At 57.2% G+C, this 17,387-nt stretch carries 13 protein-coding genes; 7 read left to right on the top strand and 6 right to left on the bottom strand.

Annotation, left to right across the window (positions count from 1 at the left end; all coding sequences use genetic code 11):
- Window position 1 precedes the first annotated feature (1 nt).
- Together bglF and surE are read right to left on the bottom strand one after the other, a co-directional pair.
- Window positions 2-1,870 carry a PTS beta-glucoside transporter subunit IIABC gene (gene bglF / locus AQ981_RS21175; protein ID WP_058913753.1) on the bottom strand — a complete coding sequence of 623 codons (1,869 nt, stop codon included), beginning with the start codon at window positions 1,868-1,870 and terminating at the stop codon, window positions 2-4.
- Window positions 1,871-2,044: 174 nt separating this feature from the next.
- Window positions 2,045-2,920, bottom strand: coding sequence for a 5'/3'-nucleotidase SurE (gene surE / locus AQ981_RS21170; RefSeq protein ID WP_058913752.1), 876 nt, complete (start codon window positions 2,918-2,920; stop codon window positions 2,045-2,047).
- A gap of 619 nt (window positions 2,921-3,539) precedes the next feature.
- On the opposite strand from surE, the gene AQ981_RS21165 reads away from it, so the two are divergent.
- From AQ981_RS21165 to lplT, 4 genes are all read left to right on the top strand, one after another.
- The gene (locus tag AQ981_RS21165) at window positions 3,540-4,319 is read left to right on the top strand and encodes a histidine phosphatase family protein (protein WP_058913792.1); all 780 of its coding nucleotides are present in this window, start codon (window positions 3,540-3,542) and stop codon (window positions 4,317-4,319) included.
- 92 nt (window positions 4,320-4,411) lie between these two features.
- Entirely contained in the window at window positions 4,412-5,755 is a 1,344-nt protein-coding gene (locus AQ981_RS21160) for an OprD family outer membrane porin (protein ID WP_058913751.1), read from the top strand.
- A 364-nt stretch (window positions 5,756-6,119) separates the two neighbouring features.
- Window positions 6,120-8,279, top strand: a complete 2,160-nt coding sequence (gene aas, locus AQ981_RS21155; RefSeq protein WP_058913750.1) for a bifunctional acyl-ACP--phospholipid O-acyltransferase/long-chain-fatty-acid--ACP ligase — start codon at window positions 6,120-6,122, stop codon at window positions 8,277-8,279.
- A complete protein-coding gene (gene lplT, locus AQ981_RS21150; protein WP_058913749.1) occupies window positions 8,272-9,471 on the top strand; it encodes a lysophospholipid transporter LplT in 1,200 nt (399 codons plus the stop codon). Before aas ends, lplT begins: the two co-directional genes overlap by 8 nt.
- 71 nt (window positions 9,472-9,542) lie before the next feature.
- On the opposite strand, the gene AQ981_RS21145 is transcribed toward lplT, so the two are convergent.
- From AQ981_RS21145 to mutH, 4 genes are all read right to left on the bottom strand, one after another.
- Entirely contained in the window at window positions 9,543-10,583 is a 1,041-nt protein-coding gene (locus tag AQ981_RS21145; RefSeq protein ID WP_058913748.1) for an NADP(H)-dependent aldo-keto reductase, read from the bottom strand.
- Between the two features lie 204 nt (window positions 10,584-10,787).
- Window positions 10,788-11,006, bottom strand: coding sequence for a YgdI/YgdR family lipoprotein (locus tag AQ981_RS21135; protein ID WP_058913746.1), 219 nt, complete (start codon window positions 11,004-11,006; stop codon window positions 10,788-10,790).
- Window positions 11,007-11,278: 272 nt separating this feature from the next.
- On the bottom strand, window positions 11,279-11,992 hold the full coding sequence (locus AQ981_RS21130) for a TerC family protein (RefSeq protein ID WP_058913745.1): 714 nt from the start codon (window positions 11,990-11,992) through the stop codon (window positions 11,279-11,281).
- A gap of 152 nt (window positions 11,993-12,144) precedes the next feature.
- A complete protein-coding gene (gene mutH / locus AQ981_RS21125) occupies window positions 12,145-12,837 on the bottom strand; it encodes a DNA mismatch repair endonuclease MutH (RefSeq protein ID WP_058913744.1) in 693 nt (230 codons plus the stop codon).
- A gap of 685 nt (window positions 12,838-13,522) precedes the next feature.
- Between mutH and rppH the strand changes: the two genes are divergently transcribed.
- The 3 genes from rppH (at window position 13,523) to lgt (ending at window position 17,387) form a co-directional block, all read left to right on the top strand.
- Window positions 13,523-14,050 (top strand): RNA pyrophosphohydrolase, encoded by a 528-nt coding sequence (gene rppH / locus AQ981_RS21120; RefSeq protein WP_058913743.1) that lies wholly within the window; start codon window positions 13,523-13,525, stop codon window positions 14,048-14,050.
- 12 nt (window positions 14,051-14,062) lie between these two features.
- Window positions 14,063-16,309 (top strand): phosphoenolpyruvate--protein phosphotransferase, encoded by a 2,247-nt coding sequence (ptsP, locus tag AQ981_RS21115; protein ID WP_058913742.1) that lies wholly within the window; start codon window positions 14,063-14,065, stop codon window positions 16,307-16,309.
- A gap of 205 nt (window positions 16,310-16,514) precedes the next feature.
- Window positions 16,515-17,387 (top strand): prolipoprotein diacylglyceryl transferase, encoded by an 873-nt coding sequence (gene lgt / locus AQ981_RS21110; protein WP_058913741.1) that lies wholly within the window; start codon window positions 16,515-16,517, stop codon window positions 17,385-17,387.

Raw genomic sequence — 17,387 nt, 5'->3', positions numbered from 1 at the left:
TTCAGCGTGTCACATGCAGGAACGGTGAGCCGGCATAGACAGAAGGCGTCGGGTTAACATTTTCCAGCCCGGCGTAGTCGTCGCTGTTACTGATAATAATGGGGGTACTCAGGTCGTAGCCGGCGTCAAGAATCGCCTGGCGGTCAAATTCCACCAGTACATCGCCGGGCTTAATCCTGTCGCCTTCCTGAATAAAGGCGGTGAAGTGCTGGCCGTTGAGTTTGACGGTGTCGATACCGACGTGAATCAACACTTCAATACCGCTGTCGCTGAGCAGGCCAATGGCGTGTTTAGTGGTGAACAGCGATGCCACTTCGCCGTGGAATGGGGCGATGACCCGGCCCTCTGACGGGATGATCGCCGCTCCCTGGCCCAGCAGGCCGCTGGCGAAGGTTTGATCCGGCACCTCATTGAGGGCAATCGCCACGCCGGTCAGCGGCGCCAGAATGTCGTCCGCGCTGGCTTCGGCTACAGGCGCCGGGGGCAGCTCCGGCTGCGCGCTGTTCTGCTGCGGCAGGCCGGCGATGATGGTCAGCAGGCAGGCCAGGGTGAAGGAGACGGCGACGCCGATAATGGCACCCCACACAGAGGCGTCGATCCCGGTCGGCGGGATTATCTGCGCCAGGGTAAAGATACTCGCCAGCCCGAACGAGTAGACCATGCTCTGGCTGAAGCCAACAATCGCGCCGCCAATCGCGCCGCCCACGCAGCCAAAGATAAACGGCCGGTGATTGGGTAAGGTCACGCCATACACTGCCGGTTCGGTGATACCGAAGACCCCGGCGACCGCGCCGGAGCCGGCCAGCGCCTTCAGGCGTACATCGCGGGTTTTCAGGAACACCCCAACGGTAGCGCCGACCTGGCCGAAGACCGCGGGCAGCAGAATGGGCATCATGGCATCGTGGCTCAGCACCGCCATGTTATTCATCATCAGCGGGATCAGCCCCCAGTGCAGGCCGAAGATCACACACACCTGCCACAGGGCGCCAAGTACCGCTCCCGCCAGCCACGGCGCGAATTTATAAATAATCTGAAAGCCGGAGGCCAGCAGTTCGCCCAGCCCGGTGGCCAGCGGGCCGATAGCCAGAAAGGTGAGCGGGACTGTGATCACCAGGCAGAGAAGCGGGGTGAAGAAGTTTTTCACCGCCGCCGGCATCACTTTATTGCACTGGCGTTCCAGCCAGCAGCAGAACCAGGCGGCACAGATAACCGGAATCACCGACGAGGTGTAATTGATGAACACTACCGGGATACCGAGAAAGTACTCTGTAGTGCCGTTGGCGGTGGCTTCGAAGGCCTGGATCATCAGCGGGTGAACCAGCGCGCCGCCGATTACCATGGTCAGGAACGGATTGCCGCCGAATTTTTTACCGGCGGTATAGCCAAGGACAATCGGCAGAAAATAGAACAGCGCATCGCTGGTGGATTGCAGGATTCGGTAAGTGCCGTCGCTTTCCGCCAGCCATCCGCCGACCAGACTCAGGGCGAGGAAACCTTTCAGAATACCCGAGGCCGCCAGCACGCCGAGGAACGGGGTAAAGATTCCGGAAACCACATCGATGAATTTTGCCAGCGCCCCGGATTTCTCCGTGCTTTTCTGCGCGCTGGCCGCGCTATCTTCATTGAGCCCAGCGGCGCTACACACTGCGCGGTAGACGTCGCTGACATGGTTGCCGATAACCACCTGAAACTGGCCGCCGCTTTCTACCACCATGATCACGCCGGGATTGCTCTTCAGCCCTTCGGCGTCCGCTTTGCTGCTGTCGTTGAGTTTGAACCGCAGCCGGGTTGCGCAGTGCACAAGGCTGTTGATATTTTCCCGCCCGCCGACATGACTGAGAATGTCGCTGGCCAACGCCTGATATTTCATAATAATTCCCGTTACTTAACCCATAGCCAGCGCTGAGGCGCAAAAAAACCTGAGCGCCAGTTCCGGTTTGCAGGATGGCGCGTCAGGTTTTGCCTGCAGACGCAGTAACAATCCTTGATCCAGAAATCTTTTTTGCTTCGGGCGCCGCTGCGGCGCCCGGAAGGATAACGCCGATTACTTGCCCAGCAGCGCTTCATACTGCGCCTGGAACTGCGGTGCGTTCCATGAGCCATCGAAAAGGGTGTAAGTGATATAGCCCTTGTTCAGCCAGCCGGTATCATTGTCCCCTTCGCCGGGCTCCAGCGCCGACGGGTTCATGGTCTGCTTCGCGCTGCCGTCCGCCAGCAGGTCATAACCGATCTGCGGCGCCGGGAACTGTTCGTTGTCGATATAGTGCACTCCTTTGATCTCCGACACCGGCAGCGGCGGATAGTTGATGCTCAGACCGGAACCCTTCGGCAGCACGTCCGCGCCCGCTTTCCAGGAGGTGTTGAGCTTATCGACCAGCGTTACCACATAGTCCACGGAATCGGGCCAGTATTTATGAGTGCTCGGCCATTTGTTTTTGATCTCTTCTTCGGTAAAGCGGTAGCCGATACTGGCGGCGATGGCCGGGAAGCCGTAGCGCAGCGCGCGGGCAGCGGCGCTGACGGTGCCGGAGTTCACCTGCGCCATGCCGGTATTCGGGCCGTCATTGACGCCGGAGATGACCAGATCCGGCGGCGCGTCTTTCAGCACGCCCCACAGGCCAAAGTCCAGCGCGTCTGCCGGCGTGCCCGGGAAGCAGTAACGCTTATCGGCAATCTTTTTGGTGTCGAACACTTTACCCGGGCGGAACGTAATCGCGGAGCCAATACCGCTCTGGTTAGTGGCCGGCGCCACCATCCAGACATCATAACCTTTCGCCGCCAGCTTATCCTGCAGGGAGGTGGTGCCGATGGACTCGCAGCCATCGTCGTTGACGATGAGGATTTTCATTGGTTTTTCAGCGGCCTGTACTGAAACGGCCAGTACGGACAGTAGCGCAGCGGTGAGGATTTTCGTTCTCATGGTGACTCCTTGTGAGTATCAGAGGCCTTTCTGAGGCGCAAAAAAAAACCTAAGACACCTGCGCGCAAATGTGGCTTGCGACAAGTATCTTAGGTTTTGCCTGTGTTCAGTAACAATCCCAGGATGCAGGCAAAATAACGTCAGTCGCGCAAAGAGTCCAGAGGTGGATGTTTTATTATGTGACCACGATCAATAAACCTTATCTGTTGCCGGAGGCGTTGACGGGGTATTTCCGGCTATCCGGGAATGTGTGGTTTATCTTAATTTGGCCGCAGAGATGACCACTGAATATTACATCGCGGAACGAAGCGGGACGGGGTGAATAATAATTATGATGTTGAGTTATTTCTTATTTTATTTTCCGTTGCGAGAGGTTTTTCCTCCGTCCATGATTATGAGTGGGATCACATTTATTGATAAATTGAATGAGTATGGGGATGCCATTTTGATTTTTTGGTGATAACGTGGGCAGCGTTGGATTGTTACTGTTTAATACAGGCAAAACCTACGTCGAATACCGCGGTGCAGCATATTGTGATTAACACAGCGTGCCCCGGTAGACGGCGTGGGTTTTTTTGTTTTCGGGCTACCGAAAAGCAACGCAATGGCGGGATATAATATGAAAAAATGGTTGATAGCATTGATGGTGATGGCCAGTGCGGCAACCTGTTCGGCAGCGCAAATTGCCGCTGACGATGAGGTAAATATCTGGTTCGCACGCCACGGAAAAACGCTGTTTAATACCTTTGACCGGGTACAGGGATGGGCGGATTCACCGCTGACTGAGGATGGCATTCGCGTCGCGCGTTACCTGGGCGAGGGGCTCAAAGGCATTCCGTTTGACAGCTACTACTCCAGCGACGCCGGGCGCCAGCGCGAAACCATGAGCGTAATTCTCAGGCAGGCCGGGGTGGAAAATTATCAACTGACGGAACTGAGCGGCTTGCGCGAAGCCTTCTTTGGCGGCTTTGAGGGCGGGTTCAATAAGGAGATGGCCGATGCCGGCGCAAAGCAGCTCGGGCTGCAGGATGGCCGGGAACTGTTCAGCAAAATGAAGGCGGGAACGCTGCCGGTCAGCGATAACCAGAACGCGCTGGCCGCAGCCGATCCCAAAGGCCTGGCGGAAAATTACCAGCAGGTGAAGGCGCGCACTCACGCGGCGCTGCAGACCATTGTCGAAAATGCCCGGGCGCGCGGTGATAAAAACGTGCTGGCGATTTCTTCCGGCACCGCAATGCAGATTATGATTGCTGATTTAACCGATGATACCGCCAAAAATAAACCGCTGGCCAATGCCGCCGTAGTCAAAATTGTCTATAAGGACGGTAAATATACGGTTCCGGAAATCGGCACCATGAAATATGTCGAAGCAGGTAAGCTGGCGCTCGAGAAAAAATAAAATACGCGTTTTTTAATTATTAGCTAAACGTCGCAGGGACGGGCGAAATTATCTTTCGCCGGCAGGCGTGCGACTATTTTCTGGGGTTAACAATGAAATATAATGCTATTACAGTCGCTTTGATGATGCTGGCGATTCCGGCCAGCGGCTGGTCCGCCGATGTCAAACCGGATATTGAGCAGCGGGATATGATCGATACGATACTGGCCGATCCTTTTTTCAGCCAGTCGCACATGGAACTGTCATTTAAAAATTACTGGAAATATCTCAAGGAAGAAAACGCCAACCCGAAAGAGGTCCATAATGCCTGGGGGCAGGGGGTATCGGTAGATTATAAATCCGGCTATTTCGCTGATATTATCGGTTTCGACGCCACCTATTATGGGGCGGTGAAGCTGGGGGCCAGCGATTACTTTAACTCGCGCGGCGTGCTGTACAATAACGGTAGCGGCAACAGCAAAAGCAATGCCGACGGCTTTTCCAAATTCGGCCAGCGCAACGTTAAGCTGAAGTATCAACTGGCGGATTTTAATTTCGACGCCCGTTGGGGCTGGCAAACCATGAAAAATATGGGGGTGATTTCCAACTCCACCCGCCTCTCTCCCACCACCTATTTGGGCTGGACCGGCTCGGTGAATTACGATGCCCTGACGCTGCGCGGCGCTTATGTGGAAAGCTCTATGGAGCGTAATTCGCCGGATAAAATGCGCTTCCAGACCAATGAGGGCAAGTATATCAACCATATCGCCAGCGGAGATGCGCTGTGGAAAGGCGACATGCTGAATCTGCAGTACGGCTATGGCGAAAGCGATAATTATCTGCGCCGCCATATTCTGTTCGCCAACCTGAAGCCGGTAAAACAACTGAATATCGGTACCCAGATTTACGGCACCCACGCGCTGGACGAGTATAAATCGATGGCGGCGGGCAAGCGTGACTTCGACAACAACGCCTGGCACTTCGCAGTGGACGTCAAATGGCAGGCGGATAACTGGAGCACCAAATGGGGTCTGGGCTATACCGATGCGGAAAAAGCCAACGCCGTGGGCTTCTACCCGCGCCATATGAGTAAAAACTCACGCGGGACCTTCGCCTCCATGGCCTATGCCGGCGATGACTATATGCGCGACGGGGAACTGATGCTCGCCACCATGACCGATTATAACCTGACGCCGGAGCTGACGGTGGGGCTGGCCGGCAACATTGGCCAGCTCAACTATAAAGGCAATCACGTGCGCACAGGGGAGATTAACGCCTACAGCCGCTGGGTGCCTTCACATCCGAAGCTGAAAAACCTCACTCTGTGGGCAATGTTCGGCCCCGGCTGGTCCTATAAGATGAACGGTAAAACGCCGGTGCTGACAGATGGCCGCTATACCCGGACGCACACACTGTCCTCTGAGGTGATCATCGAATACAAATTCAAGATGTTCTGATGTCCTTTCCCCGCCAGCCAGGCGGGGGATTTCCTCCGGGCGCTGACTGCGGCGCCGGTTTTCTGTCACGACCGCTAACCGTAATGATTTCAGGGTAAATCTTTCGTTACATTTTGCGCCATGCTGTTGCGATTGAGTCATGGCGGTCAGTGAGCCGCGGTTGATACAGTAACTGTCCCAGAGGTATTGATAGGTGGTATCGGCGCCTTGCGTCGATGACAACAGTTACACCAACCTGCGCGGATGCGCAGGTTTTTTTTTGCGCCGAATTCACGATGTCTGCCTGTAGTTATGTGGTGTCATTTACCGCTACACTAAGAGCCTGGCTTAGTGTCAGTATCATGACCTCACAAAGGGAGTTGACATGTTATTTGGTTTTTTCCGTTTACTGTTCAGACTGATATTCAGGGTGCGCGTTTCCGGCAATATGGAAGCCCTTCAGCAAACCCGGGTACTGATCACCCCCAATCACGTCTCATTTCTTGATGGCGTGCTGCTGGCGCTGTTCCTGCCGGTTCGCCCGGTATTCGCGGTCTATTCGTCGATCAGCACCCGCTGGTTTATGCGCTGGCTAAAGCCGATTATTGATTTTGTCCCGCTCGACCCCACCAAACCGATGTCTATCAAACATCTGGTGCGGCTGGTGGAGCAGGGGCGCCCGGTGGTTATCTTCCCGGAAGGGCGTATCAGCGTTACCGGCTCTCTGATGAAAATTTATGACGGCGCCGGCTTTGTGGCGGCGAAATCGGGCGCCACCGTGGTGCCGGTGCGTATTCAGGGGGCGGAACTGAGCAAGTTCAGCCGCCTGAAAGGGCGAGTGAAACAGCGCTGCTTTCCGACGATTACGCTGCACGTGCTGCCGCCCACCACGATTGCGATGCCGGAGGCGCCCCGCGCCCGTGACCGGCGGCGCATGGCCGGGGAGCGGCTGCATCAGGTGATGATGGAAGCGCAGATGGCGGTACGCCCGCGGGAAACCCTGTTCGATGCCCTGCTGAGCGCGAAATACCGTTATGGCGCCGGCAAACCCTGCATTGAGGATGTCAATTTCACCCCTGACAATTACCGCGGATTGCTGACCAAATCGCTGTTTGTCGCCCGTCTGCTGGAAAGATACAGCAAGCCCGGGGAAACCATCGGTCTGATGTTGCCGAATGCGGCGATCAGCGCGGCGGTGATTTTCGGCGCCGTCTGCCGGCGGCGTATTCCGGCGATGATGAACTACACCGCCGGCGTCAAAGGGTTATCCAGCGCCATCACCGCGGCGCAAATTGAAACCATCTTCACCTCCCGCCAGTTTCTGGAAAAAGGCAAGCTGTGGCATCTGCCGGAGCAGCTTACCCAGGTGCGCTGGGTGTTTCTGGAAGACCTGAAAGGGGATGTGACGGCAGCGGACAAAGCGTGGATCTTCTTCCATGTCCTGTTCCCCCGCCTGGCTCAGACCCGCCAGAGCCCGGAAGACGCGGCGATGGTGCTGTTTACCTCCGGCTCGGAAGGGAATCCGAAAGGGGTGGTGCACAGCCATAAGAGTCTGCTGGCCAACGTTGAACAGATCCGCGCTATCGCCGATTTCACCACCGATGACCGCTTTATGTCGGCGCTGCCGCTGTTTCACTCCTTTGGGCTGACCGTCGGGCTGTTTACGCCGCTACTGACCGGCGCGGAAGTCTTTCTTTACCCCAGCCCGCTGCACTACCGGGTGGTGCCGGAACTGACCTACGATCGCAACTGTACCGTGATCTTCGGTACCTCCACTTTCCTCGGTCACTATGCGCGTTTTGCCAATCCTTATGATTTCTACCGGGTGCGCTACGTGGTGGCCGGCGCGGAAAAACTCCAGCAAAGCACCCGCCAGATCTGGCAGGACAAATTCGGCCTGCGCATCCTGGAAGGCTATGGCGTGACCGAATGCGCGCCGGTTATCTCCATTAACGTGCCGATGGCGGCGAAGCCGGGCACGGTCGGGCGCATCCTGCCGGCGATGGACGCCCGTCTGCTGGCGGTGCCGGGTATTGAACAGGGGGGGCGTCTGCAGGTGCGCGGACCGAATGTGATGAAAGGTTACCTGCGGGTGGAAAACCCGGGGGTGCTGGAAGCCCCGCAGGCGGAAGACGCCAACGGCGCGCTGGAGGCCGGCTGGTATGATACCGGCGATATTGTCGCTTTCGACGAGCAGGGTTTCTGCGTGATTCAGGGGCGGGCGAAGCGTTTTGCGAAAATCGCCGGCGAGATGGTCTCCCTGGAAAGCGTTGAACAAGTGGCGCTTGGCGTCTCCCCTGATAAACTCCATGCTACCGTGATTAAGAGCGACCCTGGTAAGGGAGAGGCCCTGGTGCTGTATACCACTGACCATGAATTGAGCCGCGATCGGTTGCTGCAGTATGCCCGCGCGCACGGCGTGCCGGAACTGGCGGTGCCGCGTGATATCCGTTTCCTGAAGCAGTTACCGCTGCTCGGCAGCGGCAAGCCGGACTTCGTCACCCTGAAAGGGATGATGGACCAGGAGGACGCGCAGCATGGCTAATGGCGCCGAGGCCGGGACCTCGCTGTGGTCCCGGGGGATGAAGGCGGTCATTTCCGCTCAGTTTCTTTCTGCTTTTGGCGACAACGCGCTGTTGTTCGCCACCCTGGCGGTGCTCAAGCAGCAAAGCTACCCGGAATGGAGCCAGCCGGTCCTGCAAATGGTCTTTGTCGGCGCCTATATCCTGTTTGCGCCGTTTGTCGGCCAGGTGGCGGACAGTTTCCCGAAAGGGCGGGTGATGATGGGCGCTAACGCCCTGAAACTACTGGGGGCGGCGGAGATTTGCTTCGGTTACAACCCGTTTATCGGCTATACCCTGGTGGGGATTGGCGCGGCGGCCTACTCGCCGGCCAAATACGGCATTCTCGGCGAACTGACTACCGGCGATAAGCTGGTGAAAGCCAACGGCCTGATGGAATCCTCCACTATTGCCGCTATTCTGCTGGGTTCAATGGCCGGCGGCGTACTGGCGGACTGGAGCCTGCTGGCCGCGCTGGGGATTTGCGTGCTGGTGTATGCCGGGGCGGTGGTGGCGAATCTGCTGATCCCGCGCCTGGCGGCGGCGCGTCCCGGCCAGACCTGGCGTCCGGGAGCGATGGCGGGCAGCTTCTTCAGCGCCTGCCGTACCCTGTGGCGCAACGGAGAAACCCGCTTTTCGCTGGTGGGCACCAGTCTGTTCTGGGGCGCCGGCGTGACGCTGCGTTTCCTGTTGGTGCTGTGGGTGCCGGTGGCGCTCGGTATCACCGATAATGCCACGCCGACTTATCTGAACGCCATGGTGGCGGTGGGGATTGTCGCCGGCGCCGGGCTGGCGGCGAAGCTGGTGACCCTCGAACGCGTGGCGCGCTGTATGCCGGCCGGGATTTTGATCGGCGTGGTGGTGACCCTCTTCTCTGTGCAGACCGGGTTATTGCCCTCCTATCTGTTACTGGTGATCATCGGCATGCTCGGCGGGTTCTTTGTGGTGCCGCTGAATGCCCTGCTACAGGAACGCGGTAAGCGTTCGGTGGGCGCCGGTAATGCGATTGCGGTGCAGAACCTCGGTGAAAACGCCGCTATGTTGCTGATGCTGGGACTGTACTCGCTGGCCGTGAAAATGGCGATTCCGGTGGTGGGTATCGGGATGGGCTTCGGGGTACTGTTTGCGCTGGCGATCGCCTGGCTGTGGATATGGCAGCGGCGTCAGCCGCGCTGAATGGGCGCCCCATGGCGCTGTGACGATAAGCGGGGAAAATCAGCGGATTTTCCCCGCGTTGTTTTTACCGGTCAGGGCGCCGGGTAGGTATACAGCTGATGCACCGCTTCCAGCTCCGCCAGCACCTCTTCTGACAGCGTCAGGTTCAGACTTTCCACATTGGTTTGCAACTGGGCGAGGCTGGTGGCCCCCAGCAGCGTGCTGGCGACAAACGGCTGCTGGCGCACGAAGGCCAGCGCCATCTGCGCCGGATCGAGACCGTGACGCCTGGCTATCCCGACATACGCCGCCACCGCCTGCTGCGACTGCTCGCCGCTGTAGCGGGTAAAGCGGCTGAACAGCGTATTGCGCGCGCCGGCGGGCCGGGCGCCGTTGAGGTATTTGCCGGTCAGTGTTCCGAAAGCCAGGCAGGAGTAAGCCAGCAGTTCAACCCCTTCGTGCTGGCTCACTTCCGCCAGCCCCACCTCAAAGCTGCGGTTCAGCAGGCTATAGGGATTCTGAATAGTGACAATGCGCGGCAGATCGTGTTTTTCCGCCATATGCAGGTAGCGCATCACCCCCCATGGGGTCTCGTTGGATACCCCGATATAGCGGATTTTCCCGGCGCGCTGAAACTCGGTTAACGCTTCCAGGGTTTCCAGCAGCGTGACGGGCGGGGCGCTGTCGGTCCAGCGATAGCCGAGGGTACCGAAGCAGTTGGTGGCCCGCTGCGGCCAGTGAACCTGGTAGAGATCCAGATAGTCGGTTTGCAGCCGCTTCAGGCTGGCGTCCAGCGCTTCGCGAATGTTTTTGCGATCCAGCGCCTGCCCCGGGCGAATCGCGCTATCGCTGTTGCGCGCCGGGCCGCTGACTTTAGAGGCGATTATCAGTTTTTCGCGGCTGCCGCGTTGGTGCAGCCAGTTGCCGACGTAGGTTTCGGTCAACCCCTGGGTTTCGGGACGCGGCGGGACAGGATACATCTCCGCGACGTCGATAAGGTTGATGCCCTGGGCTACGGCGTAGTCCAGTTGTTGATGGGCTTCGGCTTCACTGTTTTGTTCGCCAAACGTCATGGTGCCCAGCCCCAGTGTGCTTACCTCAAGTGAACTATGAGGAATACGATGGTAATGCATCGCCTGCTCCCTGATGTTTTTGTTGTTGTGTCAGGCTTGCCCGACAAAAAACTTTCAGCTGTGCCCGGGTCGCGCACGCAGCCAGGATGGCGGCTGTCTGAAAGAGGAAAGTTATATATGGCAGAGGGGAAGCCAAAGGGGAAGGGCGGGAGCGAAAAAAGTACCGCTGTTGACGCAAAAAAGCGGTAAAAAAGAGCGCGTTACTCAGCGCTCGATGATTTGTGATACGTCGTCGCGATTGATCTGCATGTTATTTCCCTGCTGATCGCGATAGCTGACCAGCCCGGTTTCATCATCAATTTGCGGTTTGCCGTCGGTGAGGATCATTCGGCCATCTTTGGTTGCCATCACGTAGTCGCTGCTGCATCCGGAAAGTGAAAACACCAGACCCATAGCGGAAATTGCAACTGCCCATTTTTTCATCGTTATTACCTCGCAGGGATCGGATTAATTAGGGTAATTCTAGCAATAGCAGGGAATTCAGGAGCGAAAAAGGAGGAGAATCTTAAAATCGGTGACAAAAAGTAAAAAAAACGCCCAAACGGGACGACGGAATTGCCGGGTGATGCTGTGGCCGGCGCGACGCGATTTATCGCTGACCAGTTGCCGGGGAAATTGATTTTGCCGGATAATCACCGTCCTGCGTAGAGCCCGGGCCGGCAATATCGCCGCCCCTGGCGGGGCGGCTAAAAGGATTACAGCGGATTTTTCTTGTTACGGATCAGATTCAGGCTTTCCACGGCGATTGAGAAGAACATCGCGAAGTAGATGTAACCTTTCGGCACGTGGACATCGAAACTTTCCAGAATCAGGGTAAAGCCCACCAGAATCAGGAAAGAGAGCGCCAGCATTTTTACCGACGGGTGACGTTCGACAAAATCGCCGATAGGGCGCGCGGCGAACATCATGACTGCTACCGCGATCACCACTGCCGCCATCATGATGAACAGATGATCCGACAGCCCGACGGCGGTGATCACCGAATCGAGGCTGAAAATGATATCCAGCAGCATGATCTGGACAATGGCGCCCAGAAACGAGTGGACGTGGGTTTTTAGCCCTTCCGCTTCGCCTTCAATCGACTCGTGGATCTCCTTACTGGCTTTCCAGATCAGGAACAGTCCCCCGAGCAGCAGTATTAAATCGCGAATCGAAATCTCTTCGTCAAAGACGGTGAACAGCGGGTTGGTCAGCCGGGTCACCCATGAAATGGAAGCCAGCAGCGCCAGGCGCATGATCATCGCCGCTCCCAGCCCCACCCGCCGGGCGCTGCTCTGCTGCGCTTTCGGGAGTTTGGCGACCACCAGGGAGAGGAAAATAATGTTATCGATGCCGAGAACAATCTCGAGCAATGTCAGCGTTCCCAATGCCAGCCAGGCGTTAGGATCGGAAATCCATGCAAACAACATGACAAAACCTGCCAAAAGAATAAAGCGCTAATTATATGCCGGAATGCCCCGCTCCCACAAAGGGCCTGCGCAGTAAACCCGGCGGCGCGGGCGGTAAAAAGCACTATCTGGCGCCGTGAAGGGAGCCGCGCAATCCCGGCGCGGCATATGCGCTATGGCGCCTGTAAGAAGTGGCGATCCAGCAGGGCGCGGGTGAAATTCTTTTTCAGATAAAAACCGCGGGGCAGCGTCAGTATCGGCTGGCCTTCGGCGCCGATAGCATCAGTGAGCGCTTTGCTGTTCGCCGCTTTGGGACGCAACTGCAGGACTTCGCCGTGGCGGGCGGTGATACGCTCCACCTGGCCGAGGACAATGAGATCCATCAGCTCTTCCCAGTCCCGGCGCAGTTGATCTTCCTCTTCCGGCGACGGGCTCCACAACAGCGGGCTGCCGACCCGGCGTTCGGCCAGCGGAATGGCGCGTTCCCCTTCCACGGGGATCCACAATACCCGGCGCAGTTTATGGCGCACGTGACTGGTCTCCCAGACCACGCCGGTATTGCCGGTCAGCGGCGCGACGCAGACAAAGGTGGTTTCCAGCGGCTTTCCCGCCCGGTCGATGGGAATGGTTTTTAGCTCAACGCCGATAGCGGCGAAATCCTGTTCCGGTTTACTGCCGGCGCTGGCACCCAGCCATAACTCCAGCAGGACGCCGATCCAGCCTTTATCGCGGCGGAGATCCCGGGGGATCGCCAGCCCGGAGAGTGCGGCAAGTTCGCCCAGTGAATAGCCGGCCAGCCTGCCGGCCTGCTCCAGTAACCGGGCTTCATTTTCCGGAGGATGTGACAGTGGTCGCAGTGGTTGCATGTCTACTCGGTAATACGGCTAAAAAACAGCCAGTGTTCTGGCGCCCTGGGTACAGAGTTTACCTTGTTCACACAGTGAACCACAACGCAATGATTTATAATGTTTTTTATTTTTAATCTCCGCAGATTTGTCAGAGTACGGCGCGGTTTTCCAAATCTGGTCACTGACAATGAACAGGATCTTACACCTGTTTATCCACAGAAAATTGGGATAACTGGGAAAACTCGCCACTACTGGTTCGATTTACAGCCTTGACGTGCGACATAAATCAAGGTTTCGCAGGTTTTGTGACTAACTTATTTGCACAATCTGTGGATAAAAACGACGCTGGTCGATCTTTCGCCATGCCGGAGATCCGCACTGTGATTTCCACAAGATCCGGCGGCCCGCAAACAGGGATAACCTCCTTAATGGTATGAATTGTAATGCATTACCACCATGAGGATCGGAATAAAGCCCGGGGCGCGGAAAAGTTTTCCCGGCGTAATACGGCAGTTCTACACAGTGATATCCACAGAAAACGTGAATAAAAACCCTGGTTGATCCCGTTACCTGTTCATAACCTTGCCCTGTTTTGTGGGTTATTCAATGATTATTCCGGCAAAAGCAACGTAAAGGAGTGGTTTACCGCCTTACGGGAGTATGAAACAATCACCCTTATTCAGTTTTATGTTGAGGTAGTCCGGTGATCGATGATGATGGCTACCGCCCGAATGTGGGTATTGTGATCTGTAATCGGCAGGGCCAGGTCATGTGGGCCAGACGCTTTGGGCAACACTCCTGGCAATTTCCGCAGGGGGGAATTAACCCCGATGAATCCGCGGAACAAGCAATGTATCGGGAATTGTTCGAAGAGGTCGGCCTGCAGCGCAAGGACGTGCGTATTCTTGCCTCCACCCGAAACTGGTTGCGTTACAAATTACCGAAACGTTTGGTGCGTTGGGATACAAAGCCGGTGTGTATCGGCCAGAAGCAAAAGTGGTTCCTTCTGCAGTTGTTGAGCAACGACGCGGATATCAATATGCAAACCAGCAGTACGCCGGAGTTCGATGGCTGGCGTTGGGTAAGTTACTGGTATCCGGTACGCCAGGTGGTCTCTTTTAAGCGGGATGTGTACCGCCGGGTGATGAAGGAGTTTGCCAGTACCGTGATGGCGCTGCAGGAATCGTCGCAGCGTAATCATCCCCCCGCCTACCGTCGCAGAAGAGGTTAAGCCACGCGTAATATGCTCACCCCATTACGAGAAATTGTTGAGAAGGTAGCCAGCGCCCCGCGCCTCAATGAGGCGCTGGATATTCTGGTCAACGATGTCTGCGTGGCGATGGAGACTGAGGTGTGCTCGGTCTATCTGGCGGACCACGACCGGCGCTGTTTCTATCTGATGGCGACCCGGGGGTTAAAAAAGCCGCGCGGGCGCACCGTGGCGCTGGCCTTCGATGAAGGCATTGTCGGCCTGGTCGGGCGGCTGGCGGAGCCTATCAACCTCGCGGATGCCCAGAAACATCCCAGCTTCAAATATATTCCCTCGGTAAAAGAGGAGCGCTTCCGGGCGTTTCTTGGGGTGCCTATTATCCAGCGCCGCCAGTTGCTGGGCGTGCTGGTGGTACAGCAGCGCGAGCTGCGCCAGTTTGATGAAAGTGAAGAATCTTTTCTGGTCACTCTCGCCACCCAGATGGCGGCGATCCTTTCTCAGTCGCAGCTTAATGCGCTGTTCGGCCAGTACCGGCAAACCCGTATCCGCGCTATTGCCGCTTCCCCTGGCGTGGCGATCGCTCCCGGCTGGATGGATTCCACCCTGCCGCTGATGGAGCAGGTTTCTGAAGCCTCCACCCTCAATCCGGCTCTGGAAAGGGAGCGCCTGACCGCCGCCCTTGAAGCGGCCGAAGGGGAGTTTCGCCGCTACAGTAAGCGTTTTTCCGCCAGTGCGCAGAAAGAGACGGCGGCGATTTTCGATCTGTATCTGCACCTGCTTTCCGACACCCGCCTGCGCCGCGAATTGTACAGCGCGGTGGATAAAGGGTCGGTGGCGGAGTGGGCGGTAAAAAAAATCATCGAAAGGTTTGCCGAGCAGTTCGCCGCTTTGACCGACAGCTACCTTAAGGAGCGCGCCGGCGATTTACGTACTCTCGGCCAGCGCCTGCTGTTCCATCTTGATGACACTATTCAGGGGCCGAATACCTGGCCGGAACGTTTTGTACTGGTAGCGGATGAACTATCCGCCGCCACCCTGGCGGAGTTGCCCCAGGATCGGCTGGTGGGGGTGGTGGTGCGCGACGGCGCGGCGAACTCCCATGCGGCGATCATGGTGCGCGCGCTGGGGATCCCGACGGTGATGGGGGCGGATATGCAGCCGACGCTGCTGCATAACCGCAATCTGGTGCTGGACGGTTATCGCGGCGAAGTGCTCATTGATCCGGAACCGGTACTGTTGCAGGAATACCAGCGTCTGGTCAGCGAAGAGTCTGAACTCAGCCGCCTGACCGAAGATGACGTCGACCAGCCGGCGCAGTTGAAAAGCGGCGAGCGGGTGCAGGTGATGCTCAACGCCGGTCTGAGCCCCGACCATGAGCAAAAGCTCGGCAGCCGCATTGACGGCATCGGGCTGTACCGCACCGAAATTCCTTTTATGCTGCAAAGCGGCTTCCCTTCGGAAGAGGAACAGGTGGCGCAGTATCAGGGGATGCTGCAAATGTTTAACGGTAAACCGGTGACGTTGCGTACCCTTGATGTGGGAGCGGACAAACAACTGCCCTACATGCCGATCAGCGAAGAAAACCCCTGCCTCGGCTGGCGGGGGATCCGTATTACCCTCGATCAGCCGGAGATCTTTCTGGTCCAGGTGCGGGCGATGATGCGCGCCAACGCCGCCACCGGTAACCTCAGTATTCTGCTGCCGATGATCACCAATATTGACGAAGTCGACGAAGCGCGGCGCCTGATCGATCGCGCCGGTCGCGAAGTGGAAGAGATGCTCGGTTACCCGCTGCCGAAGCCGCGGATAGGCATCATGGTGGAAGTGCCTTCAATGATGTTTATGTTGTCGCATCTGGCCGGAAGGATCGATTTTATTTCTGTCGGCACCAACGATCTGACCCAGTACCTGCTGGCGGTGGATCGCAACAATACCCGGGTCGCCAGCCTGTACGACAGTCTGCATCCGGCGCTGCTACAGGCGCTGGATATGATAGCCCGGGAATCGGCGCGCCAGAATATCGATCTCTGCCTGTGCGGTGAAATGGCTGGCGATCCGATGTGTGTCGCGCTGTTGGTGGGGATGGGCTATCGCCATTTGTCGATGAACGGCCGTTCGGTCGCCAGAGTGAAATATTTGCTGCGCCATATCAGCCTCGAAGAGGCTGAAAATCTGGCGCGCCGTAGCCTGGAAGCGCAGATGGCGACTGAAATCCGTCATCAGGTCGCGGCGTTTATGGAGCGGCGCGGTATGGGCGGGCTTATCCGCGGCGGCCTGTAGCCAGCGCCCTGTGGCGTGGCGATCGGAGCCGGGCCGTGGGTCTGTGCTGAACCCGCGCCCGTGTATACATATCTTTTACATCTTCCCCCCGGCATCACGCCAGCCCTTGTGCTATGATCCGCAGCCCCGGGGGCAGACAGAATGTGTGTTCCGTAGCGATTTATATCGCGATTTATTTCGAAATAACAATGTCTTATGGTGAAAGATGAACAGTGGCTATCTGCATTTTCCCGATATTGATCCGGTAATTTTTTCCATCGGGCCCCTCTCACTGCACTGGTACGGCATGATGTACCTGGTCGGTTTCGTCTTTGCGATGTGGCTGGCCATCCGGCGCGCTAATCGTCCGGGCAGCGGCTGGACGAAAAATGAAGTGGAAAATCTGCTCTATGCCGGGTTCCTCGGGGTCTTCCTCGGCGGGCGTATTGGTTACGTCCTGTTTTATAACCTGCCGCTGTTTCTGGAAAACCCGCTGTACCTGTTCCGGGTGTGGGACGGCGGTATGTCTTTCCACGGCGGTCTGATCGGCGTGATCGTCGTGATGATCATTTTCGCCCGGCGCACGAAACGCACCTTTTTCCAGGTATCCGATTTTATCGCGCCGCTGATTCCGTTTGGTCTCGGGGCCGGGCGGCTGGGGAACTTTATCAATGGCGAATTGTGGGGCCGCGTCGATCCCGGCTTCCCGTTTGCGATGTTGTTTCCCGGCTCGCGCAGCGAAGATATCGGCCTGCTGGCCAGCCATCCCGAATGGCAGTCGCTGTTTGATACGTACGGCGTGCTGCCGCGCCATCCTTCGCAACTGTATGAGATGGTGCTGGAAGGGATAGTGCTGTTTATCATCCTCAACCTGTACATCCGCAAGCCGCGCCCGATGGGCGCCGTCTCCGGGCTGTTCCTGATTGGCTATGGCGCTTTCCGTATTATCGTCGAGTTTTTCCGCCAGCCTGACGCGCAGTTTACCGGCACCTGGGTACAGTACATCAGCATGGGACAAATTCTTTCGATTCCAATGATTATTGCCGGCGCGCTGATGATGGTATGGGCTTACCGTCATCGTTCACAGCCGGCGTCGTGA

It is taken from the genome of Entomohabitans teleogrylli, from assembly GCF_001484765.1.
Lineage (GTDB): Bacteria > Pseudomonadota > Gammaproteobacteria > Enterobacterales > Enterobacteriaceae > Entomohabitans > Entomohabitans teleogrylli.
The sequence above is the reverse complement of the archived record's forward strand: the minus strand, read 5'-3'. Positions and strand labels throughout refer to the sequence as shown.